Source organism: Paraeggerthella sp. LCP19S3_G8 (genome assembly GCF_052119225.1).
Lineage (GTDB): Bacteria > Actinomycetota > Coriobacteriia > Coriobacteriales > Eggerthellaceae > Paraeggerthella > Paraeggerthella hominis.
On the sequence record NZ_JBQKFQ010000006.1, the window covers coordinates 150,535 to 176,158 of the forward strand.

The 25,624-nt window shown below is 53.7% G+C and carries 19 protein-coding genes; 3 read left to right on the forward strand and 16 right to left on the reverse strand.

Going from position 1 to position 25,624, the window contains the following annotated elements; genetic code table 11:
* Positions 1 to 35: 35 nt before the first annotated feature.
* Positions 36 to 2,900, reverse strand: a complete 2,865-nt coding sequence (locus tag ACTQZK_RS08625) for an N-acetylmuramoyl-L-alanine amidase (RefSeq protein ID WP_441899335.1) — start codon at positions 2,898 to 2,900, stop codon at positions 36 to 38.
* A 212-nt stretch (positions 2,901 to 3,112) separates the two neighbouring features.
* Here ACTQZK_RS08625 and ACTQZK_RS08630 point away from each other — a divergent pair, with 212 nt between their 5' ends.
* The gene (locus ACTQZK_RS08630; RefSeq protein WP_441899337.1) at positions 3,113 to 5,224 is read left to right on the forward strand and encodes an MBL fold metallo-hydrolase; all 2,112 of its coding nucleotides are present in this window, start codon (positions 3,113 to 3,115) and stop codon (positions 5,222 to 5,224) included.
* A gap of 20 nt (positions 5,225 to 5,244) precedes the next feature.
* Positions 5,245 to 6,354 (forward strand): glycosyltransferase family 2 protein, encoded by a 1,110-nt coding sequence (locus ACTQZK_RS08635; protein ID WP_441899339.1) that lies wholly within the window; start codon positions 5,245 to 5,247, stop codon positions 6,352 to 6,354.
* 45 nt (positions 6,355 to 6,399) lie between these two features.
* Here ACTQZK_RS08635 and ACTQZK_RS08640 read toward each other — a convergent pair whose 3' ends face one another.
* Complete coding sequence (locus ACTQZK_RS08640; RefSeq protein ID WP_441899341.1) at positions 6,400 to 7,368, reverse strand: LCP family protein; 969 nt, start codon at positions 7,366 to 7,368, stop codon at positions 6,400 to 6,402.
* A 107-nt stretch (positions 7,369 to 7,475) separates the two neighbouring features.
* The gene (locus ACTQZK_RS08645) at positions 7,476 to 8,447 is read right to left on the reverse strand and encodes an LCP family protein (protein WP_441899389.1); all 972 of its coding nucleotides are present in this window, start codon (positions 8,445 to 8,447) and stop codon (positions 7,476 to 7,478) included.
* A 417-nt stretch (positions 8,448 to 8,864) separates the two neighbouring features.
* Here ACTQZK_RS08645 and ACTQZK_RS08650 point away from each other — a divergent pair, with 417 nt between their 5' ends.
* Positions 8,865 to 10,886, forward strand: coding sequence for a DUF6541 family protein (locus ACTQZK_RS08650; protein ID WP_441899343.1), 2,022 nt, complete (start codon positions 8,865 to 8,867; stop codon positions 10,884 to 10,886).
* Between the two features lie 313 nt (positions 10,887 to 11,199).
* On the opposite strand, the gene ACTQZK_RS08655 is transcribed toward ACTQZK_RS08650, so the two are convergent.
* The 13 genes from ACTQZK_RS08655 to ACTQZK_RS08715 form a co-directional block, all read right to left on the reverse strand.
* Entirely contained in the window at positions 11,200 to 12,360 is a 1,161-nt protein-coding gene (locus ACTQZK_RS08655; protein ID WP_441899345.1) for an acyltransferase family protein, read from the reverse strand.
* Positions 12,347 to 14,053, reverse strand: a complete 1,707-nt coding sequence (locus tag ACTQZK_RS08660) for a LicD family protein (protein ID WP_441899347.1) — start codon at positions 14,051 to 14,053, stop codon at positions 12,347 to 12,349. The genes ACTQZK_RS08655 and ACTQZK_RS08660 overlap by 14 nt, the downstream gene beginning before the upstream one ends.
* A gap of 25 nt (positions 14,054 to 14,078) precedes the next feature.
* Positions 14,079 to 15,392 (reverse strand): class II D-tagatose-bisphosphate aldolase non-catalytic subunit, encoded by a 1,314-nt coding sequence (locus tag ACTQZK_RS08665; protein ID WP_441899349.1) that lies wholly within the window; start codon positions 15,390 to 15,392, stop codon positions 14,079 to 14,081.
* Between the two features lies 1 nt (position 15,393).
* Positions 15,394 to 16,443, reverse strand: a complete 1,050-nt coding sequence (locus ACTQZK_RS08670; RefSeq protein ID WP_441899351.1) for a galactitol-1-phosphate 5-dehydrogenase — start codon at positions 16,441 to 16,443, stop codon at positions 15,394 to 15,396.
* Positions 16,444 to 16,455: 12 nt separating this feature from the next.
* Positions 16,456 to 17,163, reverse strand: coding sequence for an IspD/TarI family cytidylyltransferase (locus ACTQZK_RS08675; RefSeq protein ID WP_441899353.1), 708 nt, complete (start codon positions 17,161 to 17,163; stop codon positions 16,456 to 16,458).
* 337 nt (positions 17,164 to 17,500) lie between these two features.
* Positions 17,501 to 18,679, reverse strand: coding sequence for a CDP-glycerol glycerophosphotransferase family protein (locus tag ACTQZK_RS08680; protein WP_441899355.1), 1,179 nt, complete (start codon positions 18,677 to 18,679; stop codon positions 17,501 to 17,503).
* A 37-nt stretch (positions 18,680 to 18,716) separates the two neighbouring features.
* Positions 18,717 to 19,922 carry a CDP-glycerol glycerophosphotransferase family protein gene (locus ACTQZK_RS08685; protein ID WP_441899357.1) on the reverse strand — a complete coding sequence of 402 codons (1,206 nt, stop codon included), beginning with the start codon at positions 19,920 to 19,922 and terminating at the stop codon, positions 18,717 to 18,719.
* Between the two features lie 4 nt (positions 19,923 to 19,926).
* Positions 19,927 to 20,886: an alcohol dehydrogenase catalytic domain-containing protein gene (locus ACTQZK_RS08690; RefSeq protein ID WP_441899359.1), complete on the reverse strand. Its 960-nt coding sequence runs from the start codon at positions 20,884 to 20,886 to the stop codon at positions 19,927 to 19,929.
* A gap of 66 nt (positions 20,887 to 20,952) precedes the next feature.
* Positions 20,953 to 21,684 (reverse strand): IspD/TarI family cytidylyltransferase, encoded by a 732-nt coding sequence (locus ACTQZK_RS08695; protein WP_441899361.1) that lies wholly within the window; start codon positions 21,682 to 21,684, stop codon positions 20,953 to 20,955.
* A 9-nt stretch (positions 21,685 to 21,693) separates the two neighbouring features.
* A complete protein-coding gene (locus ACTQZK_RS08700; protein ID WP_441899363.1) occupies positions 21,694 to 22,485 on the reverse strand; it encodes an ABC transporter ATP-binding protein in 792 nt (263 codons plus the stop codon).
* Positions 22,475 to 23,290 carry an ABC transporter permease gene (locus tag ACTQZK_RS08705; RefSeq protein ID WP_441899365.1) on the reverse strand — a complete coding sequence of 272 codons (816 nt, stop codon included), beginning with the start codon at positions 23,288 to 23,290 and terminating at the stop codon, positions 22,475 to 22,477. Before ACTQZK_RS08705 ends, ACTQZK_RS08700 begins: the two co-directional genes overlap by 11 nt.
* 94 nt (positions 23,291 to 23,384) lie before the next feature.
* Positions 23,385 to 24,374 (reverse strand): LCP family protein, encoded by a 990-nt coding sequence (locus ACTQZK_RS08710; RefSeq protein WP_441899367.1) that lies wholly within the window; start codon positions 24,372 to 24,374, stop codon positions 23,385 to 23,387.
* A gap of 12 nt (positions 24,375 to 24,386) precedes the next feature.
* Entirely contained in the window at positions 24,387 to 25,511 is a 1,125-nt protein-coding gene (locus ACTQZK_RS08715) for a glycosyltransferase family 4 protein (protein ID WP_114567749.1), read from the reverse strand.
* Positions 25,512 to 25,624: the final 113 nt, after the last annotated feature.

The following is a 25,624-nucleotide window of genomic DNA, read 5'->3' on the forward strand; positions in this document are numbered from 1 at the left end:
CGCGAATAAGCAATACTCGTTTGGAATTAGTTCAATCAGTAGGAAAGCAGCCTACCCAAGGAGTCCATGATTTTTGCTCCATACGTCTTATCTGCAGCCCACGTACCCGATAGCTTGTTAACCGTCGGCGCTGATCCGCGCTTATCGGTCAAGTACTTGAACCGAGGATCGACACAAGGTTGATTAAGCGGGTCGGTCGAAGCATACCCTTTCAGATGCTGGGCCTGGGCTAAAAGTCCGGTCTTCACATCAGGGAACGAGTCCCCGGGAACGCCATTACCCGTTGCGCCGATTCCCCCAAAATTGCACTGGATCCTCCCGTCCTTGTCCACATCGCCTCCGAACTGCAGCCAGCCCGTCTCTAACATAGCCTGAGCAAACAGCACCTCCACGCGAACGTTCTCGGCTTTTGCCTGATCAAGAAGAACCTGGCAGAAATCGGAAATGGTGGGAGCTCCTCTTGTGGCGTACTTGTACGAAGGGTACGCAACGCCCTGCGCGCTGTAGTATGCAACCATCTGCTGCACCGTAGCGGATGAAGGCCCCATGACAGAATCCGAAGGAAGCAGCGCTCCCGATGCGTCAAATCGATATGTTTTGCCATCGATGGTCACGGCTCCGGTGGCCATCACACCGGATTCATTCAGATAATAGCGCTTATCCCCCAGATCGACCCAGCCGGTCTGCATGGCGCCAGAGGCGGACAGGTAGTACCAGGCCCCGCCGTCCTTGAACCAGCCGCCGGGCCTCATCGCGCCGGAACTCTCAAAGAAGTACCGCTTGCCGTCCGATGCCTTCGCCCAACCTGTTACCATCCTGCCGGACTCGGAGTCGAGCCAGTACCAGGCCCCGCCCTGCTTGAGCCAACCGGTCTGCATGGCGCCAGAGGCGGACAGGTAGTACCAGGCCCCGCCGTCCTTGAACCAGCCGCCGGGCCTCATCGCGCCGGAGCCGTCGAAGTAGTACCATGTCCCGTCGGGCGTCTTCGCCCAGCCCGTGGCCATCCTGCCGGACTCGGGGTCGAGCCAGTACCACGTCCCGCCCAGGCTCAGCCAGCCGGTCTGCATGGCGCCGGAGGCGGCCAGGTGGTACCAGGCCCCGCCCGAGCTCATCCAGCCGCCGGACCTCATCGCGCCCGAGCCGTCGAAGTAGTACCACGTCCCGTCGGGCGTCTTCGCCCAGCCCGTGGCCATCCTGCCGGACTCGGGGTCGAGCCAGTACCAGGCCCCGCCCTGCTTGAGCCAGCCGGTCTGCATGGCGCCGGAACCCGCTAAGTAGTACCAGGCCCCATCCAGCTTCAACCACCCGGTCTGCATGGCGCAAGAATCGTTAAAGAAGTACCGTTTTCCTTCTATTGTCTGCCAACCAACAACCGCATACGAATTCGCGTCGAACCAGTATCTCTTCCCTTGAACCTGCTGCCAGCAGTTCGTAGCATACGTTCCATCCGCCAACCTCAGCTTCCAGCGACCGCCATCAAGCTCCCAAGCCGAAGAAAGTTTGTACGTCTCGGCGATCCCCTCGGCATCGGCGTAACCGAGCTTCCTCAAGAACGACTCGTCCTTCAGCTTGGCACTGTCGTCCCCGTTGGATAAGAAGGCGTGCTCCACGATGATTCCCACGATGCCGGCCTCACGGCTAGCCTCGATAACAGTGTAGTAATCTTGAATGCTTCCATCCGGATAATAAAATGGCCCTTCGCCATCCACGCGTTCGGAATCGCGCACCTTAATGCCACGGTCAGCCAACCCGAGCGCGGTCAGCTTCTCCAAGATCTTGCTAGAAAGACGCCCGCCCTCTTCATGGAGCTCCTGGCGATACGTGCTGTCGTTGGGATACCACACCTCAGCCCCCTGCGCCGAAGAAGCGGTCGAGGAATTGGCATGCAGGCTTACGAACACATTAGCGCCCGCCGCAACCGCACGATTGACGCGCTCGGTGAGACCCACCCTCTCGTCCTGTCCGCGCGTCAGATAAACCTCGACGTTCGCATACGCCCCAAGCGCTTCCTTGCAATACTGCGCAATTTTCCAAGTGACGTCCTTTTCGACCAGACCGCCACCCGAAGCGCCGGGCTCACTTCCCCCATGGCCAGGATCCAGGGCGACAACGAACTTTCCCGAAGGGGCACGACCTACGGGAACCGCAGACCGCCCCGTAACAGCAGGAGAGCCCTCGGCGGACAGCTGGACAGCCTCGTCGAACGAAGCCGCCTCCTCAAGCTGACCGTCTTCGGCAAGCGCAAAAACAGACACATCCGCAGCATCCCCTTCTCCGCCACGCGAGGACACCGAAGCATTCGAAGGCTTGACCGTAAACGCGTACGGCTCGCCTTCCCATGAAGACAAATCAACAGCCAACGAACGACCGTCGGACATCGTCGAAGCCCCCATCCGATCAAGTCGATACTCACCCGATTCCGCAAGCCCCACAGAAAAAAGCGCTGCGTTTCCAACGAATTCCGAAGCTGCCACCTTAATCGATTCGCCTGAAGGAGCAATCAGGGTTAATTCCGCAGACGACAGCGCAATCGACTCATCGTCAAACGCCACAACAACAAGCTGGGAGTCCCCCACACACGGAGAGCTTTGGTCGAAATAGACAAAACCTACGCGTTGATACTCAACGGAGTCGACCGCGACCGCCTCGGACGACTGCACGCCCAATCCGCCGTCTTCAGCCTCAGGAGTCGCTACAGTTCCATCCGCCCGCGAGTCCAAAGCACCCGACAAGTCCTCAGAAACGCCCCGTTCACCCGACGCCTCCTGATCAACAGCACCCGATGCGGCTTCGCCATCCTGAGGACGAGCGGACGCCAAAAGAGGCGCAACCGGAACAAGCGCGCAGGCGAGCGCCAAAGACAAGGATAGTTTTGCCAACTTAGATACAACCTGGTGCATAGCGCACCTCCGTACTTTAAAACAACGGTGGACCCTTTCATAAATTCCGCAATGACCGAGTATACCAGCAAACGACGCGCCAATTCCAAAGCACCTTTTAGATAGCGTATACTTAACGTGAACGATAAGAATAAGCGGAAGTCACACGCAAACCGACAAGGCAGGAAACCGTGAACCGACCCCTTCATCCCGTCTCTAAAAAATCTCAACTCGTGAGCATCGCTATAGCCTTGGCTCTTTTGTGGCAACTCGGACTCTCGGCATTCACAACACCTCAAGCTGCATTTGGCACGCAAGCACCTGCGCAGAACATCACGCGAATCCACATCCTACCATTCCCTTACACGGACGCCATCGTGCTAGAAAGCAATGGTCGTTTCGGTATAGTCGATTCCGGGGAAGACAACGATTACCCAGACGGCACTGATGTCCGCTACCCGCTTCGCCCAGGCGTCACAAGAGGAGAGGGCGTCGAGAACAGCGTGATCTCGTATCTAAAAAGCCTTGGGGTGAATTCGGGCAACCTCGAGTTTTACCTGGGAACGCATCCGCATAGCGACCACATAGGCTCCGCTGACGAGGTCATCCGGGAATTCAACCCCCGACGCGTGTATATACCAGAGTATCAGGATTCGTTCATATCAGACGAAACCCGGCTTTGGGACAATCAATACGTCTACGACAGAGCGATCGCGGCGGCGAAAGAAACCGGAGCCGTCCTCATTCAGAACCTCAACCCAAGCGCACCTATTGAACCATCGTCCAACGAGTCTGGCGAAGAAAAGGGCACTCTCAGCACCATTGGGAGCACGCCCGAAGCCGACGTGCTGGACGCCGCTGCAATCATCGAAAGGTTCGGAATAGACCCCACCGACCAACGAGATCCCTACAACTCCGAAACTTTACCCGAAACCGGCATCTCCGTAACCCGCTCGAATGACTCCAACCTTATACACGAGCACGAGCCCAACCCATCAACCACGGGAAATCCCTGCTTCGCACTGGGAGACATGAACATCGAAATCGTTAATTACGGGGACGATTACAAGTTCAATCCGGTTCCCGATGCAAATTACTTTTCCTGGGGCGTTAAGGTACAGACGTACGAATCGACCGCATTCCTTTCAGGAGATATCAATAACTACGACGGGGACGAAGACCGGCTTGCAGGCGCGATCGGTCATGTCGACCTGCTCAAGCTAGCCCACCACGGATCCGTCGGATCGAACACGCCTCGCTATGTGGCGGCGCTCTCCCCTACATACGCTGTCCAAACCGGGTACGGCGCCAATCTTCCCGAATACGTAACGAGTACGCTTGACGCGCTCCGCATCCGGTATTTCCCCGCACCGGAAGCCTCAGCAAGCGGTCTCGAAGCCGTAATAGCAACGTTCACTCAAAACGGCATCAAGCTCAACACCATGCAGGACGGCACAACGTTCCACTCATTTAACCATTCCCCGTACATGGCCGCCTATCATCAGGGTCTCAAACAAAAGCAGCAGGGATGGAGAGACGTTGACGATTCATGGTACTGGTTCGACAACAGCGCAGCGGCATCCGAAAGCACATGGCTGAAGCGGAACGGAGCATGGTACTGGCTCACCGAGTCCGGCAGGATGGCCACGGGCTGGGCGAAGGATTCGAGCGGGACGTGGTACTACTTCGAGGGGTCGGGCGCCATGCGCGCGGGCGGCTGGATGAGCTCGGGCGGGGCCTGGTACCACCTGGCCGCCTCCGGCGCCATGCAGACCGGCTGGCTCAAGCAGGGCGGGGCCTGGTACTGGCTCGACCCCGAGTCCGGCAGGATGGCCACGGGCTGGGCGAAGACGCCCGACGGGACGTGGTACTACTTCGACGGCTCCGGCGCGATGAGGTCCGGCGGCTGGCTCAAGGACGGGGCTTCCTGGTACTACTTGTCCGCCTCCGGCGCCATGCAGACCGGCTGGCTCAAGCAGGGCGGGACGTGGTACTGGCTCGACCCCGAGTCCGGCAGGATGGTAACGGGCTGGGCGAAGGATTCGAGCGGGACGTGGTACTACTTCGAGGGGTCGGGCGCCATGCGCGCGGGCGGCTGGATGAGCTCGGGCGGGGCCTGGTACCACCTGGCCGCCTCCGGCGCCATGCAGACCGGCTGGCTGAGCCTGGGCGGGACGTGGTACTGGCTCGACCCCGAGTCCGGCAGGATGGTAACAGGTTGGCTCCAAGACCGAGAAACATGGTACTATTTTGACCCTTCGACGGGCGCTATGGCTACAGGCAGCGTCATCATCGATGAGACACAGTACGTATTCGACGCCTCGGGCGCATGCACCAATCGCTAACGAGAGAAGGAAAGACCCTCATGCATAACGCGAACAACGAGCTGGTCTCCGTTATCGTCCCCATCTTCAACGCGGGGCCGTACCTCGAGCAGTGCCTGGACAGCATCCTGGCGCAAACGCATCGCAACCTTGAAGTTATCTGTCTGAACGATGGCAGTACAGACGACTCGTTGAAGACCATGCAAGCGTACGCCGCCCAAGACGACCGCGTTCGCGTGATCGACAAGCAAAACGAAGGGTACGGAGCAACGTGCAACCGCGGCCTCAGGGAAGCGACCGGAACGTGGATCTCCATCGTGGAGCCCGATGACTGGATCGAGGCCGGCATGTATGCCGACATGCTCGCATTCGCCAACGGGTTCAACGAGGAACTCGACATCGTGAAAACTCCCTATTGGCGCATTTGGATGCCCGACACGTCTGAGCAGCGTAAGCTGAACTGCAGTTACCGCAGCCGCATCAAGCCGGCACGCCAGCCTTTCGCCATACGAGAGGCAGCCCACCTGCTCTCGCACCACCCTTCCATCTGGTCAGCCATCTATCGTAAAAGCTTCCTGGACGATCGGGGCATACGCTTTCGCGAATATCCAGGAGCTGGCTGGGCCGACAACCCGTTCCTACTGGAAACCCTATGCCAGACCGACCGCATCGGGTACCTGGATACGCCCTACTACTGCTATCGCGAAGAAACGCCGGAGAAATCGAAGGCGTTCGCCCTCAACAACACGATGCTGCCCTTCGCGCGCTGGAACGACATGATGGATGTGCTGGAAAACCTGCATGTTCACGACGAAAGTATCTTGCGCGCGCACAACAGCCGTGGATTCACGTACCTGGGAGGGGTCCTGGAAGAGGTAAGCCTCGACAATCCCGAACTGCGAGCCGAAGCAGCCTCTATGTTCGCACGCATGAATGCCGATCTGGTACTGTCCGATTCGGAAATATCTCCCGGCAGCAAGCGCTTGTTCGCAGAGCTCCGCGGTTTGCCCGACCCCAATCCAAGCAAGCTCCCCTACGCATGGGGTCTCGTGAAGCAGGGCTGCTACAACCTCAAGAACGTCGGACCCGCATTCACCTGGAAGACGCTGCGTGAATATCTGGCGAAGAAAAGCGACCGAGAGGGACGGTAACCGCCCTTCTCGGTCGCTTCGGCCGCCCTTCGTCAAGCAAAGGGTTTAGTTCTTGGCAATAATCTGAGGCAAAGGAACTACGGTGGTGGGATCCTCTCCCGCCTCGACTGCTTGGATGACTTGCTTCCACGCAGCCTCGTCACGCGTAGCAAGCCATATACCACCAGCCGCTTCATCAATATCGCCGCCGTACGGCCCCGTGCCGGATACAAATGCAATCTTATCCGCATTCGCAGCAAAGTCCGCTACGGTCTTAGCCAAATCGTCGGCAGGCCAGTTCGTATTCACATTGGACATGAGCGCCTGCACGTGCGCCGCAGCACCCGCAGGGTCAGCCGCTACTTTCTTAATGCCAACCTCCACCAGCTGGCGATCCTGGATCTGACGACAAGCATCCTGATCAACCTCGTACACCTTGCGAGAGCGCGCCAGAACAAGCGATTCCGCGCCATCGAGATCCTGCACGCCCGCGGAAAGCGAGATTTTGCTGCCGGACACAATATCTTGCAACCCCATATCGATGGGCACATTTGCCGTCAGCCCGCCAAGCTCATTCACGAATTTCTCGAACTGGACGAAGCTCATGTCCATATAGTACAAAGGAGAGACGCCGGTAAGCAATTTGACCTGATGCAAGGTTTCTTCGATGCCGGCAGCATGATAGGCTTCGTTGAACTTCATGGTCTGCCCATTAAGCGAGACAGCGGTATCGCGAGGAATCGTGACGATCCCCACTTGATAGGTGGTAGGGTCGACACGCACAAGCATCGTAGTGTCCGACCGGCCGGATCCGTCTGCATAATCAGGTTTGTCGATTTCAACAGTCCCGGTGCGCGAATCGTTGCCCACCACCAGAACGTAGAACGGCTGATCCATGCGCGTATCGCCCGCATCCTGCATCAATTGAACGTCCGTTGGCTCAGGCTCTTTTGTCTCGCTTTGCTGACATCCGACCAGCGAGAATGCGAGAGCCGCACACCCTAGAAGCGCGACAGCCTTCTTCTTAATACTCATATAATTCCACCCTTCGTACAAGCAACCGGATCAGGTTATCACTCTACGCCCTTTCGGGCGAGACGCTTTTCGCCTTCATTTCACGGCGCCTCAAATTCTTCGCCGACTCATTCGGGAACGATCGCCGTCGCGTTCACGTCCATTCCCTCAGGATTCCTGCCAGAATCAACCACCGCCATAAGATCGGCCCATCCTTGCGGATTCTCGTAACACAGCCATATTCCGCCTGCGCTTTCGTTGATGTCCCCCTTGTCCGGCCCTGAACAGCTGTACATAACCGGAGCGCCCGACCCTTTCGAAAAAGCCAGAGCAAGCGACACTATATCGCCAGTCTTCATGTCCGTGCCAACGTACGAGGCCAGATCCAGCACCGTGCCCGGAAGCTCGTAAGCAGGCCGGTCGAGAACCTTCTTCACGATAGCCATCGCCAACGACCTCACATTGTTTTGACGATGGGCATCTTGGTCGGTAACGTACTCATGCCGCGCACGAGCAAATATCTGCGCTTGCTGCCCGGTGATAGTCTGGACTCCTGGAGAAACGGTAACCTTCTCGCCCGTAAGAGCATCCTTGTACGACAACTCCACATCCACGTTCACCGTCACGCCGCCCAGCTTATCAACAAGGGACTGAAGCTCGGAAAAATGAATTTCAGCATAATGGGAGACGGGAACGCCCGTTATCTTGGAAACCGCCTTGATGGAAGCAGCAGCTCCTCCTATGTTGTACACTTCGTTAACCTTGACGACTCTGCCATCGTCGAGCGCATACGGCGTATCACGCGGGATCGACACCATAGTGACTTGATTTGCACGTGCGTCCACACGCAGCAAAATCATCACATCGGAGCGTTGATTACCACCCGACTCCGCCTCTTTGCTGGACGTGCCAGACCCTTCACGCGAGTCCGACCCCAGCACAAGCGCGTAGAACGGCTGATCGGCCACGCTGGGGGAAAGCGCCTCGTCCACGGAAGCATCTTGCTCGGAACCCATAGACAGAGCGCTATCGAGCGCCGACGAATACCAAGCCGCGTAGCCGCCCGTCGCGCAAACGACCGCCAGCAGAATCGCAAGCACGCACAAGGAGATCCGCTTTGCAATCCTCCTCCGCTTGCGCTTCCTTATGTAGTCGGGATATAGAACTCGGGCATTCGGCCGATAAGGCATCAGAGCATGGCGCGAGGCCCCCTGCGAAACACGCGAAGATTCTTCGAGCCGACGCTCTTCTCGAGCGCGGTTCAACCCCGGAGATCCAGTCGTCATCCGGTACTGCGTCCTCCTCGACCCGTTGTCCGAACCAGACAAGCACGCACCCCTCTCGCATTTCCCGATAACCGACGAACCATAATAGCATGGGGATCCTTGCTGCTTTTCGTTTTGGATACAGTCTCCAGAACGAAAAGAGCAGACAGGATCCATGGGAGCATCTATAATGGCTTTCTGTCTCGCCTATTCCTACGATCGAGACCGAACGTCCCCTCAAGGAGTCCCGTCATGTGGTTTACGCTTGCCCTTGCCATCTTGGCTTACGCCATCGCACTGTACGTACCCGGCTTCATGCTTGCGCGAGCATTCTCGATCGACCGATTTGCCGCCGCCGTTATCGCCCCCGCCCTATCCATCTTCGTTTTTACGGTGTTAGGCGTTGCTCTCTTCGAACTGGACGTTGCGTCTTCCGGCTTCGGCCTGCTTACAATGACAGCGGGTATCTGCTTAATCGCGATGCTCGGTGCGAGGTGCTTGAGAAAGGTTCGGGGCGTCGATAATCGAGAATGTCTCGCAACAGTCGGCGATACCAAAGAAGCATGCAAAACAGCAGCCCTTTATCTGACCGTGGCCTTCGCGATCGCAACCCTGACGTTTCTTTTGCCCATCGATGGCCCGGAGTCGTTCTCCAGAAACGACGACACCACTGTGCATCTTTCCGTGGTGCGCTCGTTTCTAGACACGGGAACCTACTCCACCCTCCATGTCAGTTCGTATTTAGCGCAGAACCCCGATTCTTGGTATTACCCGGCCGGATGGCACGTCGTAACAGCCGTTGTCGCATCGCTATTCGACAACAATGTCGCGCTGGCCGCGAACGCCTCGGTCGTGACGTTCGTCGTTATCGTGTTTCCTTTGGGCATGTGCCTACTGCTCTTGAAGATCTTCGGGCAACACAAACGCACCGTCTTGACAGGGTCGCTCTTCACCGTAGCGTTCTGCGGGTTCCCTTGGGGATTCATCGTATTCGGTCAATTGTTTTCGAATATGGTCTCGTTCATGCTCATACCCCTAGCGTTCATCCCCTTCGCAGAAGCAATTGAGGCGAAGCGCGCGTCCGATAAGCTCAAACTCGCCGCAATATCGACCGTAGGACTCGTAGCCGTTGCGCTCTGCCAACCAAACGGAGCATTCACATTCGGAATTTGGGTCGTGTTGTACTGCGTGAATCGAATCTTTTACGCACCCGGCAGCGAACAGCCGAACCTATCTCGCAAGCGCATTGCAGGTGCCGTTGCGCTTTTCACCGCGGCATGCGCCGCCTGGGCGATCCTGTACCTCGCTCCCTTCATGCAAACTGTTGTTCAATACACCTGGGAAGCGACCTTGTCTCCTGCAGTGGCGCTTGCAAGCGGCCTGAGCTTCATGTTCACGTCAAGAGGCGGCGTGCAGCCCTTTCTCAGCGTCGTCGTGCTTGCTGGCATCATCTACACGTGCAGGAGCAAGCGGTACCTCTGGCTTAGTGTAGCTTATGCGTTCGCCTTGCTATCGTATCTTGTCAGCATATCGACCGATGGCGTGTTCAAGCATGTGATTGCGGGGTTCTGGTACACCGACTATCACCGTTTGGGGGCCATGGCTGCGTTCTTCGCCATACCCCTTGCCGCTTTGGGATTCTCTTGGATGCTGAAAACCTTGAAAACCTGGCTAGGAATAGTATTCAAAGGCAGCTCCGCAGACATGAACGCGGGCCTGTCTCTGGGCATGCTGCTCATCCTGTTCGCAGCCTGCCAGTTCCTTCCCGGCAACGTGAAGCTGACTGAAAAAGTAGACCTGGCAGCAGGCTTGACAAAGATTCGCAGCGAAGTGGCCGCCCGCTATTCCTGGGATCGTATTCTAACCGGCGAAGAAGACGCGTTCATCAAGGAAATCATGAGCCAGATTCCCGAGGGCGCGCTCGTCATCAATGTGCCAAGCGATGGCAGCTGCTGGAGTTATGGCGTGGAAGGGATCAATACCTATTTCCGCCGCTCGGCAAACACCGGCATGAGCGGAGCGGAAGACAGCAAGATCATCCGAACGCAACTTTGCGACATCGACACATCCGACGAAGTGCGCAGCGTTGTGAATCGACTGGACGCACGATACGTCCTCCTGCTGGACGAAATCACAAGCAACGACCGCACGACCACTGGCATGCGATACAAAAAGGAGAACTGGGAAGGCATCGAATCCATCGACGAGAAGACCCCCGGATTCACGCTCCTTATGAGCGAGGAAAACATGCGGTTGTACGAAATCGATCGATAGGAAAACAAGCAGCGCGCGTAACAAAACGATAGCGGGCACACAACATCACAGTTGCTACTTAAGCAAGCGCACCAAAAAAGCATTCTTTTCATTACAGCAGGGATCAATCCCAACCGAATGCAGCCAGGAGCTTGGCAGCCATGCTGGATCAACAACCCAGCAAACTTTTGATCCAGCATGGTTACAGCCCGACGAATCGCCCGTCAGCCGCCCCCACGTTTCGACCCAGGCCGAAACTCCACCGTACCTCGCCGAAACGAAGAAGCGACCGCGCGTCCCGTGCGAGACGAGCGCACCTGCTACGCGCCCCTTCCTACAGCACCCGCTCGCAATGCCTCTCAGGCAATCGCACCAAAGCCATCTTCATCGACGCCTTCAATCTATCCAAAACACGCTGGGGAAAGCTGGGGGCGCCTAGAAGCAGCGCTAAGCAACCTCCTATAGCAATCAAGACAGCAAACGCTACGGAATCAGGAAGAGCATTGTATAGCCCGCTGGAAAAGCCATACTTATTCAAAGCATAATAAACAAACGGATGCAAGATATAGGTCTGAAGAGAATGCGCGCCCGTCCCAGTCAGCAAAAAGAGTTTGCGGCGTGGGGTGAGGACCATGACACACGCCGAAGCCAAGCAAACGACGACATAGTAGGACGCACGCGCGATGCAACATACCACAACCGATACATCCAATCCCGACGATGAGGATATTGATTCGTATGAGTTTCTGCCCGTAAATAACTTCTTACAAAAGACCAGCATTTCTTCATCGAGCATAAAGAATCCAATAAGAAGGATCCCCAGTCCCACAACCGCCACAACTCTCAAAGCCGTGAGTTTAGACCAAAGAAAAGTGCTATTTTCAAATCGCTCCAAACTTTGCAGAATCCATTCATGACGCATGTAAAACCCCAGTAGGAAAAAAGGGAGGTACACAAGAATCCTCGAAGCCGTCAAAAAATCCCCCGCATCAGAGAAGCCTGAGGCGATCGCCAAAAAGAACGCCCCCGCAAGCGCCACGGTAGGTTTGATCCGAGAAAACAATGGAACCGCAACAACATATGCAGCAAGCGCCATGAGATACCAAGGTATAGACCCGTTGCTCAATGTAAATAAATCATACGATTTAAATGTGCCCAGCAAAACTCGCTCGAGCTGCAAGCCGGAATACAGCAGAAAGCAAACAGTCATATAGAACAATGCCACATCAGCTCGGAAAATACCTTTTTTACAAATACTCTTACAAAAAAGACCCGAAACGAATATGAACAAGGGCATATGAAACAAGTATATGAAATCAACGAACTGCATTGTCGTCATATTGGCCGACACCGCAACAGGCTCCAGCAAATGTCCGACAACAACGAGCACAATAAGGATTCCTTTGAGATTGTCGTAATATGCGACACGCTGCTTCAAAAAACCACCTCCCATAAAGCCAAGAGCACCGGATAGAGCTTCCCTAATCCACTTCATCTTCTCCAAATTCGAGCAAACTATGCCCTACGCACTGATGTCTGAGAGGCAATTCGGCGTAGTCTCCATACTGCATGCGCAAAAAAATATGGGGATTAGAGGGCACATTTACCTGCGTGTGCTCAAAGGAAACTTCCTTGTACGGAAGAAGATCATCCCTACGTACCATGGTAAACGAAGGAATGAAGCAAGCGACATACCTTAAATCCTCTTGGCTGCAAGCATCATTATATTGCCGTACGCATGCCTCGAACTCCGATTGCGTCTTAGAAAGGGGAGTTCGTTGATACCATTTCGTAGCGAGAAGCCCAACAAATCGAGCCAGGACACTATGCCAAGAACGCGGAAGGGATTCATCCCGTTTCAGCATTTCTCGCGTGTACTGGTGATTGGCGATGCGATTATGCCTTCTTTCAAGCAATCTCGCCTTTTGTCTCATGGCTTTTTGACGAGACACCTCGTTCGGGACAGCATCAAAAGGAAACACGTCAACGCAGATTCCCTTATGAAAATCTCTATCTTTATTGTACTCAGTTACATACAGCGTACCGTTCATCCTCACCTTAGAAAAAAGGTACGGAATAGAGGGATCGCTTCCCCTGGTCTGCAAAAAAAACCGATCTCTATCCAGAATCGCTGGCGCCTCTTTTAGAAATAGGTCGTAATCTTCGCGAAGCATTCCCACGTCAATGTCGTCATCCCAAGGAATGAACCCACCATGACGCACATAACCAAGCATGGTCCCCCCGCAAACAAAATAACCAATGCCCAACACTTTGCAAACCCTATGAATCTCCGAAACTACTTGCAAAGCCTTATTTTGCAAGTGTCGCAATTCAGGAGTCGGCTCTTCGAGGGGCTCGACATCCCAAGATGTAGGCATTTCCGGCGCCCATGCCTCAACACCATGAAACGAAACCCTACGATATTCCCCCAACGCCTCTAACGATACTTGCTTAGTTCTCGACCCGAACATTCGAGAAACACAAGAAGATCCTGGGCCTTCATATCTCATCGAGCATCTGAACAATGCATCAATGATCATTTTTTCTGAGAAGAGCATGAACAGGGCATTGCTTCCGAAAAACTTCCTCTTTGATTCTCTTACTTCCTTTTTTGCCCTGCGCACTCGATCAAGCAAGAGGTTTCGCCGCCTCATCGCTCGGACAAATCCACGCTTTACAAGAAAATCGTCCGGCATCGCTGAAAATATCGACAATTCAAAACATGGCTTAAACTCTATCGGAAAAGAATCCCGATTGAACACGTTCTCGTCGTTAAACCTCACTTCAACCGTCGATATTCGCTCGACGAGAGGAAACCGACGTCTCGCGGAAGAATCATTTCCATAGAAAGATAGATTCATATCCTTCTTCAAAAGGGCATTTTTTCCCACAGGCTGCTCGGCGTAGGTTTGCAAACGATCCAGTTGAGAGTTCAGAATACCAATCTGAATTTTCGATTCGCCAGGAATAAAATCCTCGTAAACATCTGCTCCTTTCAAAGAATCCGCAAACAAGAAGTACTTAACATCTGCCTCGGAGCAAAAAGTATCGAAATCTGCAAGAAGCTTCGCCGCCTCATTCTTTCGAGATGCCAATTCAGCAGCTTTAACAAAGGCTTCGTAACATCTTTTTGCATCCAAATACCCTAGTTGATCTTTAACTAGAGTCATTTCGTCTGCAGTAATCATTAATCAGCACCCCTCCGGCCTCTTGCTACCCTACGCCATTCCCGCAATTATTAGTAGCCCGCAGATAACAATCAATCCTATCCCCAATCCTATCCAAAACAATATCGATCGCTTCGTTGCGAATTTCTCCGCTTCTTACCCTAAAGTATTGAGTAGGTAAATGTTGGCTCAACAAGCAAAGCGGAATGGAATTCCCCGACAGATTGCCGAGTAGCTTCGCACGAGCTGAAGCTACTCGCTCATCCGATAGATAATATCTGCTTCGATCATAAAAGCTATAAGCCCTCGCTATTCTTTGCTGTGCTCCGCTTCCCCTATAATACGGCTCCCATGAAACAGGATTCTCCAGCATAACCTGCTCGAGCGTTTGCCGATAATTCGAAAACAATTCCGGCTTATCCGCGTACACTTCTCGTTCGATTTGTTCGAGAGAAAACAACGCCTCCCGCAGCGAGAACGTGAGAGCGGGTCCAACCTTAAGCACGGCAACACCATCTTCACACATACGTTCAAGGTTTTCCACTGTCTGGTAATCGCTCGAATGCCCCTCGATACAAAGAGGAACATTTCGCATCGCCTTCACGAGGCTGACGGTTCTTCTTCTGTCGTATTCTTCAAGATCAAATTCATGAAACTCTATCCCCATCTCGACGACAAGCCCAACCACCCGACAAAATACATCGCCTATTCCAAGTTCCTCAAAAGCTTCTCTGTAAACATCGATGGTTGTCAGAGCATCTTCAGGAGCCGTAACGTCAACGAGTCCAGAGTTGAGATCGCCACCCGGCACTGGGACCTCGCTTCCGATGACATAAATTGGCGCACATGCCTCCGGATGAAACTTTCTATACTCCTCAAAAGCCACTTCACAGGCTAGGCAAAGCTTTGCCCCCCGGACTGCGCATACCTTCGTCAAAAAGGGTTCGTTCGGGTTGTCGGATGCCACCCTCATCGAAGTGTCCAGATGAATCTTGCTGTAACCGGCTTCCACACAAGCCTTTACCAGATCCTCAGCATTCTTCATAGCTTCGGCCTCTGTCTTATCGACCCAAGGAAGCGGACCTAAATGATCTCCGCCAAGTATAACCTTCGAAGAAGCCAACCCGACCTCCTGAGCAATGCGCCTAACGAAGGAGGAGAAATCGGCAGGAGTCATATGCGTATAACCACCCATCTGGTTAACCTGATTGGATGTTGACTCAATCAGCACGGGAGTCCCCGTCTTCCTAGCCTTGAGCAGTGCCGCACGTATGACATCCTCATTCGCCGAACAACATGACCAAATGCCAGCATGATGCCCGAGCTTATTCTCACGAACTATCCGTTGGACAATATGCACTTCAAACCCTCCGGGAATCAATTAGAATCTTACCTGTAACTGCAGAACCTGATCTAAATCTATCAAAAGCGACCTGCGTATCATTCAGACCGTATATGCGATCTATCAGACCATTGTCTATTTTAACTTTCCCACAACCAAGCAGTTCTGCCGCCTTCTTCCATTCAGAACCCGGCCATGGATTCGAATAAGACATCCAAGATCCTATGTATGTCAGTTCTTTCCGGTTTAAACGCTCCCAGTCATTAACCCCTAAAGAAACACCCTCCTTAGGGGTTCCAATAAAGCAAACCGTACATTTTTTCTTGGCAAGAAACCCTGCATCGGCAACAGTAGCTGAGCAAGCCACGGTGTCGAACACAAAATCAAATCCGTCACCCGAAAGATCGCAAGCCTTTTCTCGCCAACCGGAGCAAGAAGTGGATAAAGAAGAAACGCCGCGAATCTGCCCGATGCGCCTCAATCTCTCTTCGCTCCGATTGCACAAGACAACTAATTCCGCACCTTCAGCAACTAAAGCTTGCGCAAGAAGCACCCCTATGGTTCCCGCGCCGAAAACCGCAACGGAGGATCCGGATTCAAACCCGGCTAGGCTCATTGCATGGAGAGCCACTGTCATGGGTTCGAAAAAAGCCGCTTCGAGATCGGAAACCTCTTCATCAACCACAAACACATTGGAAGCTTGAACGCATACATATTCGGCCATGCTCCCCATTTGACGCGAACCGATAAACCCATATCGATCACAAAGGGAATAATTGCCACTAAGGCAGCTTTCGCATTTCCTGCATGGAACCAACGGGATGCCTGCAACTCTCTTTCCCACTAAATTACTGTCGCAATTGCAGCCTACGGATTCAACAGTACCCGAAAATTCATGCCCAAGAACGATAGGGAAATCATGAACCCGACCTTCAAGCACCCTTGGAACATCGGATCCGCATATCCCCGTATAGCTAACTCGTACAAGTACCTCGTCATCTTTCGGCACCGGCTTGTCCACGAATTCGACAACCACAGAACCAGTTTTGCGCAATATCGCCGCTTTCATCGTGATCCCTTTCTAAAAGTAGTAATTATGGAATAGCTTCCGAAACACTTCTAGATCACGACGATACGTAATTTTCAAATTGATCAGATCCGTCGGCACAACCTCCATGGGAATCCCGTACTCTAAAGCCAAAGCGCCGGCAGAAGTGAATTTCCCCAAATCAAGTATGGCTGTAGATCGATAAACCTCCCAGATGCGTCCAAACAGGAAAGCCTCTGGACTTGCACCCGACACAATAGACTCCCTAGGAACCACTTCTTGCATCATATGCGATTCTGGGTCCATTTTATAAACAGTGTCATACTGACATTCGCCCAAAGTCGCCCCGCCGCATCTGCGCGTAGCCTCAATGACCCGAAGGACGCCCTCCTCGTCAACATAAGGGTGCGTCGCGTCATGTATCAAAATTACATCCGAGTAGTCGGAGAAGCTGGCTGCTTTTTCCAGCCCATTTCTCACCGATTCCGACCTAGTAGAGCCGCCAGCAACCACGTGAACGGGGACGTCGAGTTCGAGATCCTTCGTCCAATCGTCAGAATAGCGAACCCATTCTTCATGACAAACCAAAATCATACTGTCAACTGCATTTAAAGCTGCATACTTTTCGACAATGTAACTAAATATGGGCCGACCAGAAACCAAGGTAAACTGCTTCGGTATCTCAGATCCAAAGCGGGTCCCTGAGCCACCCATCATCAACAAGAGAACACTTTTCGACATGCGAAGCAACTCCTTCAATTAATATACTCATTTGCCGCCATACGATCCCCTTTGAATCACCGCTCCAAAAACCGCATTCACCCAAGAAAATTGTACCTATAGGTCGACAAAAGATCGAATGCACATTTGCGCCAACACGCCTCATACGTCATGCGTCATCAGCGGAAAGAATTGGGTGGGCTTGCTCCCGAAGCCCTCGCTATGGGTCGTATCTCCCCTATCACATTCGAAAGCATCAGAAACGCCCAGAAAGCAAGTTTTATCTATCCATACTACTCAAAGAAGAACTGTGAATCAACGAAGCTTATTGCATCATCTCAATTCCACATCCCTATTGTCATTTAATTTCGAATACCTCCTTGATTATCCTATCCGTCGCATGACCGTCGCATGCGCTCATGAAGCGCTGGCGAAACTGCGCCACGCGCGTTTTATCGAAACGCTGCTCAACATGCTGCAAATACTCGATCATCGGTTCGTTCTCGCAGAACACCGGTCCCGGGGTCAAGTCCTCGTACTCGTAGTAGAACCCGCGCCAATCGTCGTACTCTTCCTTGTCGTACGCAAAAAACACCATCGGGCGCTCGAAAAGAGAATACTCGAACACGAGCGAGGAATAGTCCGATATGCAAACATCGGCCACAATCAGGGCATCCTCTATCGATACAGCATCTGAGATGTCAAACGCGAACGACTCGCATCCTGCAGGGATAGCAGGCCGCTCCTTGACGAACGGATGATGCTTTATCAGCAGTACGTACTCATCGTTAAATGCTGTACAGAACGCCTCGATATCAAGCTGATCGGGGCCCAGGGCCTTTGATACACGGCCCCTGAACGTGGGGGCGTACAACATGACCTTCTTGCTACGCGCTTGCGGCACAGCCTCGCACACGCGCGCTCGAGCACAGGAGAGAAACGACTCGTCAAAAAACACATCCGTTCTGCTCACGCCCAAGGGCCTAATGATATCCCGGCGGTCCTCTAGCACCATAGCTTCGGTATACGCCCATATCACCTCAGGACTGCTCACCGTCACCAGTGATAAATTCCCATAGAACGGATGTCGTAAAATCTGTTCGCGCGAACCCCCGAATTCAAGGTCGGCCGTACTCATACCCCATTTCTTGAACGCGCCGCAAGCATGCCATAGCTGAACCACCCGAGTCTCAGGCCTCAAGGCCACACAACTCACCACATCGGAGGCGTCGTTCAAAAACACGCATCGAGCCGTGGCTATCTGCCTCAAAGCATTGGCGCAATTCGCCAAGTACCGCGCTCGGGATACACGATGCTGTCCCAAAGAAATATAGTAGACCTCGAAGCGCGGATCGGCGTCCAGCCGATCCAGCAGGACGCGAAAACTATCCGGTACTTCTTGTTGCTTCGATTCCAAGAACACCACTTTGCGAGGATCGACAGGGTCCTTTGCAGCATGGGCGTACGAGCGCGGGAACGCAAAGCCCAACGTCGCGTCTTTCACCAATCCTTTGACCGCGTCTTTTGCTTTGCTCAACGCACTTCTCTTTTGAGCACTCACATCACTCATGAAACTACTCGCATCTTCCTCGCCCAAGCCACCCAAAAGCAGCCTCCACTAATACATCGACCGCACGACCATCGCATTCGTCGATGGCGGAACCGGCAAAAGCCTCGAACGCATCCCAGGGATACAGCTCCGGATCGTTTAAACAATCCTCCAAAAACGCAAACAGGCGCCACTCGTCCGTAAAAGCAATACGCGGACATAGCTTGAGCGGGTCGGAATTAAGGCCAGGAGACGCGCGGTACTCGTCGATATCCGGCACATAGAACACCACCGGCTTTCCAAGCAAATACGCTTCATACGCAATAGACGAGTAATCCGTAACCACAATCGACGCATCCAGAAGCGTTTGGTTCACCGTCCCCGCAGCCACGCCCTCCTGTTCGAGCGGGTGAAAAGCCCACTCGATTCGAGCCACGTCAGACAAGTTCTTCCAACCGCCCTCCTGAGCAAGATCGCGAAACGGGTGCCGAGACTCCGAACTTTTACGCAGCGTGGGAGCGAACAGCACCAAAAGCCCTGACTCTTCTCCGGCACCGCGCTCGGCAAAAGCCGCCGTACGTAACCGCGCAAACTCGTCATAACCGGGCCTCAACAAAGCGACAACACGCTCCACCGGGCAGTTGAACGCCCGTGCAAACGCCTGGCGACACCCCTCGCCCGAGCAGAGAACCCATGAGTAGTTGCGATGGATGCGATAAAGCTCCATAGCCTTGGATGTATGGCCCTCCACCGTATCGTGAGACTGAAACCCAAAGCACTTGAACGCACCGAACGCATGCCACAGCTGAACCACCACCGGTCGAACAGGGAACTCGCGATACACCCCCACAGGGATGTCGCATGAAGCAGGCTGCGGCTCACACTGGAAGTTCATCAGGCTGATAACCGGATCGTATCGATCGACAAAGCATATCCTGCAGCGTGCAAGATGGTATATCTCGCGCACCGCATGAAATGCGTACCTTACGATGGTTCTTTTCTGCAGCTTTCGCGTTAAAAACACCGCGCGAAACCCTCTGCGTTCAAATTCACGACCGATCGCCTTGAAATCGTAAGATGGCTCATTGGCCTGGCGCGATACGAACACTGCCTCGTCTCTGCGCGGAAGGGCGCAGCATGCGAAGTACAAAGCATTGATGGAGAAGCGAGCAACGGCTACCACGGCCTTCTCCACCGCTTCTCCCATGCCCGCTTTCAGTGCAAAGCGCATACGATTACACGTCCCAAAGCATGATGGTCTTGCCCATGGACTTGCGGATATCGGCCTCGAAAGCTTGCGCCATATCTCGCGTCGAACCAACCGGCAGAATCGCCCCCACCAGGGACGTCAAGTAATCCAAAACCACCGGATGGTCGTAGTACATCTGTACCGTCCGCTGAAAATCGTCCTTGCCGCTTCTGCTGCTGCCGAACAAACGCAGGCCCTTTTCCAAAACCATGCGCGTGTTCACGGGGACGGGGTTCTCCGACACGCCCAAAAGAGAAACGGAACCTTCGGGCTTGATTCGATCGATAATCTGGTCGATAGCCGAAGCCGAGCCGTCTCCTCCGCAGCACTCGAAAGCGTGATCGACCAGCGGCGCGCGAGATACGTCGTACGTCAAATACGCCTCATCCACGAACGTGAAGTCAGCCAGCTTATCCACATTGCGCCCGAACACCACCAGGCACGTCGCGGGATGAAGCATGCGCAACACCAGCGCAACGATGAACCCCAGGTTCCCGTCGCCCCAAATACCCACGACTTCGCGCCGACCGTGCGCTATGGCCTCATAGCGGGTAACGGCATGAACGGCTACGCTCACTAACTCGGTGAACGCTGCAACGTTCTTATTGACGCCCGCAGGAAGCGGCACCACGCGCGTAGGCGGAAGAGCTACGTACTCCTGCATAAAGCCATCGAAGCCACTGCCGCAAAACTCGCTGGAACGAAGATAGTTTTCCGCTATGAAGTCGTCCTTTTCACGCGGGCTGTTTGGTAGCATAACCACGCTGGTTCCCGGCGCATACACACCCGAAGCGTCTTCGACAACCATGCCGATCCCTTCGTGAACAAGCGCCATAGGGAGCTTTTTCGCCAACACTTCGGCGCTGCGTCGGCCTTGGTAGTAGCGCTGATCAGCATTGCAGATAGACAAATGGGTCGGCCTGACAATCACCCGGTTAGGAAACATGGGCATCTCCAAAACCACGGGCTCGAACATTCGTGGAGCAACCAATCTGTAGGCACAATTCAGCATCTACTTGCCCATCAAAGAAGTCGCGACACGCATATCCTGGGGATACGTGATCTTCATGTTCGCAACGTCGCCCTCCACCAGGACAACGCGTTCGCCTCGCAAAACAAATATCTTGCAAGCATCGGTTAGCGTAGCGCGCTCCTCATCGGTCAAGCTACTGGTAAGCTCTTTGAGCTTATGCAAGTTGAACGATTGCGGAGTCTGCCCTTGATAAAGCACGCTTCGGTTCGGAATGGCCGAAATAGCGCAACCGTCCATGCTCTCTACAATGGTATCCGTAGCTGGCACGACCGTATCGCACGCGCCATGCTCGCGCGCAGCTGCAATGTTATCCCGGATAATGCGGTGTGACACAAACGGTCGCACCGCATCGTGCGTTACCAAGATAGTGTCGTTGTCGGCCGGGCAGTTCTGCTCCACGTAAGCGATAGCGTTCATCACCGTATCGTTACGCTCGACACCGCCGGCCACAAGCGCGATCCGATCCTCGTACTGCGGGCAATGACGCCTTATCAGGTCTTGCGTCTGCTGCAACCACACCTGGGGACACATGACCAGTACTTTTTGAAAATCCGGGAAGGCGCAGAATTTCTCTACGGTATGGATAAGTATGGGCTTTTCACCCAGCATGAAAAACTGCTTGGGCTTTTCGGGGTTGCCCATGCGAGCGCCCGAGCCCCCGGCAAGAATCGCCGCATACGCATTTGTCCCCGCATTGCCGCCTGCACTCATAAGAAACTCCTAGTAGTTCTTTTCGTAATACGCCGTGGCTTCGTCGATACTACCTTCGAAGACCTTCGTCCCCTTGTCCAGCACGATGCCCCGACTGCAAAACTCCTTAGCAGTCGCAGATGCATGCGTTACAAACAGAACGGTCACGCTCTCGTCCAGCATGATCTCGCGAATGCGATTGATGCACTTCTTCTGGAACGTGCGATCGCCCACCGAAAGAGCCTCGTCTACCACTAAAATCTCCGGCTCAATGGCCACGGCAAACGCAAAGCCCAAGCGAGCCTTCATACCGCTCGAATACGTACGCATGGGCTGGTCGATGTACAGGCCCAATTCGGCAAAGTCAATGACCGCCGGCTCTATTTCTTTGATCTCGGACTTCTTGAGGCCTAGGATCTGACCGCGCAATGCAATGTTTTCGCGCCCGGTAAGCTGCATATCGAAACCAGCAGTCAGCTCCAGCAAGGCGCTTACTCGACCCTTTACCTCTACCTCGCCGCTTGTGGGATGGGTAACGCCCGTGACCATCTTGAGCGTCGTACTCTTACCCGCGCCATTGCGGCCCAGAAAGGCAACTGCCTCGCCCTTTTTGACTTCGAACGACAGATCCTTGCTAGCATCCACGCTACCCAGAAACGAACCCTTTTTGTTGTAATTGAAGATGCCCAGGAAACGACCACGATCGTTCTTGTACAAGTTGTACGTCTTTGTCACATGATCGAATCTGATGACCACTTCGTCGCTGATGCTCGTCTTCTGCGACGAGATGTCGATTGCCTTAGAGGCTTCACTAGAGGACATCAGCCACCTCCTTGTTCAGCTTCTTGTACACCAGCAAAGCCAGCACAAGCGTCACGACAAATACAATAGCAAACCCCGCGCATGCAACCGAGTTTTCCCAGAACCACGTTTTATCGTAGAATGCACCTCTGAACGCAGACACAAAAAACGTTATGGGGTTCAGATGCAAGATAGTCTGAATCCAGCCAATATGAATAGAGTTGACATCGAAGATCACGCCCGACAGCCAGAAAAACGGCGTGCTCATAGCATGCATAAGATTCGCGACGTCCTTGCTCATAGCTGACAGTTGAGAGAACAGCAAAGACACGATATCCCAAAACACAAACATCATCAGCAGCAGAATGGGGACTTGCAGCAAATAAATATCGAGAGGCATCCCACAAGCAAAATAGATTGCAAGCAGGGCGGCCATAAGCATGAACTGCACCAACATGGTCGCGCTTGTGAAGATGGTCGATATACCGCTCAAGGGAAATTTGATCTTATTCACCAGATAGGGGTATCGATGCAGCACGTCGATCCCAGCTCCCAGCATATCTTGCATGAAGAACCAGGGGATCAAACCCGCACACAGCCATAGGATATACGGAGGAGCGCCCTCCGCTCCGCCGCTACCGACGCGCAATCCAACATCGAGCGCAAACCAAAAGCAAAAGATATACATAGCTGGCTTGATAAGAAACCAAGCCCAGCTCAACACGGCGCCGCGACTTTTCTTCACCAGTTCAAAAATGGCAAGCCGACCGATCTGCTTGCGCCACTCCCAATTGTCTCGTAATATCGTCGTAAGAGTACTCAGCACAACGCTCCCATTCAATAATCCGAACAAACAACCTCAGATATTAACACAGCCTCGTTTCACAAGGGGTTCATCGAAAGTCAGCCAACGCATCTCTTTACAAATGCCTCGGCTCCTCCACAATCCCGACAGGGCTCTCCCCTGCATCCACCACCGCCATAAGCTCGGCCCATGTTTCTGGGTCTTCTTCAACCACCCAAAGACCGTCCATGTTTTCGCCTCCCCGCCATGGACCCGTGCAGGAATAGATAGTCACCAAATCACGATTCGTAACAAAATCGGCGGCCAAATACCCTACTTCCGCTATGCTAAGGTTTGTGTCCACGTTTCCCACAAGGTCAGCAAGCAGATCATTACCCCCTCCCTCACCGTACATGGCAAGGATTTTCTGCAAGATCGCTACCTCAAGATTTCGTACGTTCACCTGGCGAAGCGCGTCTTGATCGACTACGTACTCTTTGCGAGCGCGCGCCAGCACAAGCGCCTCCGACCCATCGAGATGTTGAGACTTCCCCGCATTTAGCTTTACGTCTTCGGCCGTCATGGGATCCGGCACTTTGACATCCTTGGGAACATCAACCGTAACGCCGCCTATTGCATCGATAAACACTTGAAACGACGTAAACGTCGCCATCATGTAATATGGAATGTCCACTCCTGTCAAAAACTCGACAGCTTCCACCACTTCTTCAGGGTCGTTGTTAAGAAGCGCATCGTTTATCTTGGTGTTCGACCCCTTCAGCACGGTATCGCGAGGAATGGAGACCAGAGTGATCGTATAGGTTTCCGGCTCAACCCTCACAAGCGTCATTACGTCGGAATGCTGGTCCACTTGCGCGTGCTCCGTTTTCTTACCTGTGTACAGAGCGGTTTCCTTCCTTGAATCGGATCCTATGAGCAACACATAGAACGGCTCGGCGGAAGTCGCTTCGGCAACGTACGTACGCCCGCTCACGGACCGATTCGCCGCGTCTTCCAAAACCACAATCAGGCCGATGAACGCAAGAGAGAACGCCGTAACCATCGCTACAGCCACGGCGGCCATTTTCTCAGACCGCTTTTTCTGTATGTCGATCGTATCCGCCATACGCCGTGCAGCCTATCTCGTATGACGAGGTACGCGAGGCCCCCGCCTTCCCTTATTGTCGTAGTGGTGCCTCAAAACAGGCTTGAACAAGCCGAACTTCCAAATCACGAAGAACAGCACAATCGCAAGAGCCGCAATAATGGCTCCTTGAACCGCTCCCGAAAAACTCCCTATAAGGCATCCCGTCAACGCGAGGGCCGCAGAGCAGAGCCACAACACCGCAACGGATCGCTTTTGACTTAATCCGGCGCGCATGAGACGATGATGGATATGCCCCAAATCCGCCTGATCGACTGGTTTATGAACCCTTTTGCGTCTAATGATGGCCGATAACGTATCCAGCACCGGAACCCCTGCAATGATTAACGGGATTAGCATGACGACAAAGCTTTGCGTTCGTACCACGCCCACAACCGAGACTATTCCCACGGACAAACCTAAAAGATGGGATCCCGAGTCGCCCATAAACACCGAAGCCGGGAAGAAATTGAACCGAAGAAAAGCCAAGCAAACTGCGATAAGGGCAATGCAAACTAGAACCAGAGTGAAACTCCCACGCATCCACACAAGATACAGCAAGCTCGAAGAAGCAATAGCAACAAGGCCTGACGCCAGTCCGTCCAAACCGTCGATAAGGTTAGTGATATTCACGAACACGACGAGATACAGAACAGTCAGCGGATAGTCGAGCCACCCGAAAGAGAAGTAATCGCCTACAACCACGGCGCGAACTGCCCCTATACCAACACCCGACAAAACCACTACAGCGGCAGCAAGAACCTGGCCGAGCAGCTTGGTTCCCGGAGACAGCTGCGTGATGTCATCGACCAGCCCAACTGTGAACATGGCCGTGACGCCCAGGAACAATACGATGTAGTTTATGTCTCCCAGGACATATAAGTCATGCATGTTCCAGTCGAAAAAGCGAACCCCAAGGTAGATCGAAAAGCATGCCGCCAAAAGGCCCGTATAAAGAGCTATCCCTCCGCAGCGAGGAACCGAATCGACGTTGACCCGGCGATTTCCGGGGTAGTCGATCGCGCCTATTTTAACGGCGATCCATTTGGAAACGGGCACCATGCAGCACGTGACTGCAAAAGCCACGCAAAACACGATAGCCGCTTGGTACCATTCCATAAACGCTCCGGTCGCCTCCAGTATAGATATCCAACCTGCGTATTATACCAGTACCAAATTGTTAACGATTCGTAAGATGGAGAACGGTCGTATTCATCATGCCGGCTCAGCGC

Excerpts from the sequence above, each read along its gene's own strand:
- ACTQZK_RS08640 (WP_441899341.1), bottom strand. The coding sequence starts at position 7,368 with ATGAGTATTAAGAAGAAGGCTGTCGCGCTTCTAGGGTGTGCGGCTCTC.
- ACTQZK_RS08695 (WP_441899361.1), bottom strand. The coding sequence starts at position 21,684 with ATGAGTGCAGGCGGCAATGCGGGGACAAATGCGTATGCGGCGATTCTT.
- ACTQZK_RS08635 (WP_441899339.1), top strand. The coding sequence starts at position 5,245 with ATGCATAACGCGAACAACGAGCTGGTCTCCGTTATCGTCCCCATCTTC.
- ACTQZK_RS08715 (WP_114567749.1), bottom strand. The coding sequence starts at position 25,511 with ATGGAATGGTACCAAGCGGCTATCGTGTTTTGCGTGGCTTTTGCAGTC.
- ACTQZK_RS08660 (WP_441899347.1), bottom strand. The coding sequence starts at position 14,053 with ATGATTACTGCAGACGAAATGACTCTAGTTAAAGATCAACTAGGGTAT.
- ACTQZK_RS08710 (WP_441899367.1), bottom strand. The coding sequence starts at position 24,374 with ATGGCGGATACGATCGACATACAGAAAAAGCGGTCTGAGAAAATGGCC.
- ACTQZK_RS08685 (WP_441899357.1), bottom strand. The coding sequence starts at position 19,922 with ATGCGCTTTGCACTGAAAGCGGGCATGGGAGAAGCGGTGGAGAAGGCC.
- ACTQZK_RS08675 (WP_441899353.1), bottom strand. The coding sequence starts at position 17,163 with ATGTCGAAAAGTGTTCTCTTGTTGATGATGGGTGGCTCAGGGACCCGC.
- ACTQZK_RS08700 (WP_441899363.1), bottom strand. The coding sequence starts at position 22,485 with ATGTCCTCTAGTGAAGCCTCTAAGGCAATCGACATCTCGTCGCAGAAG.
- ACTQZK_RS08625 (WP_441899335.1), bottom strand. The coding sequence starts at position 2,900 with ATGCACCAGGTTGTATCTAAGTTGGCAAAACTATCCTTGTCTTTGGCG.
- ACTQZK_RS08670 (WP_441899351.1), bottom strand. The coding sequence starts at position 16,443 with ATGAAAGCGGCGATATTGCGCAAAACTGGTTCTGTGGTTGTCGAATTC.
- ACTQZK_RS08655 (WP_441899345.1), bottom strand. The coding sequence starts at position 12,360 with ATGAAGTGGATTAGGGAAGCTCTATCCGGTGCTCTTGGCTTTATGGGA.
- ACTQZK_RS08650 (WP_441899343.1), top strand. The coding sequence starts at position 8,865 with ATGTGGTTTACGCTTGCCCTTGCCATCTTGGCTTACGCCATCGCACTG.
- ACTQZK_RS08690 (WP_441899359.1), bottom strand. The coding sequence starts at position 20,886 with ATGTTTCCTAACCGGGTGATTGTCAGGCCGACCCATTTGTCTATCTGC.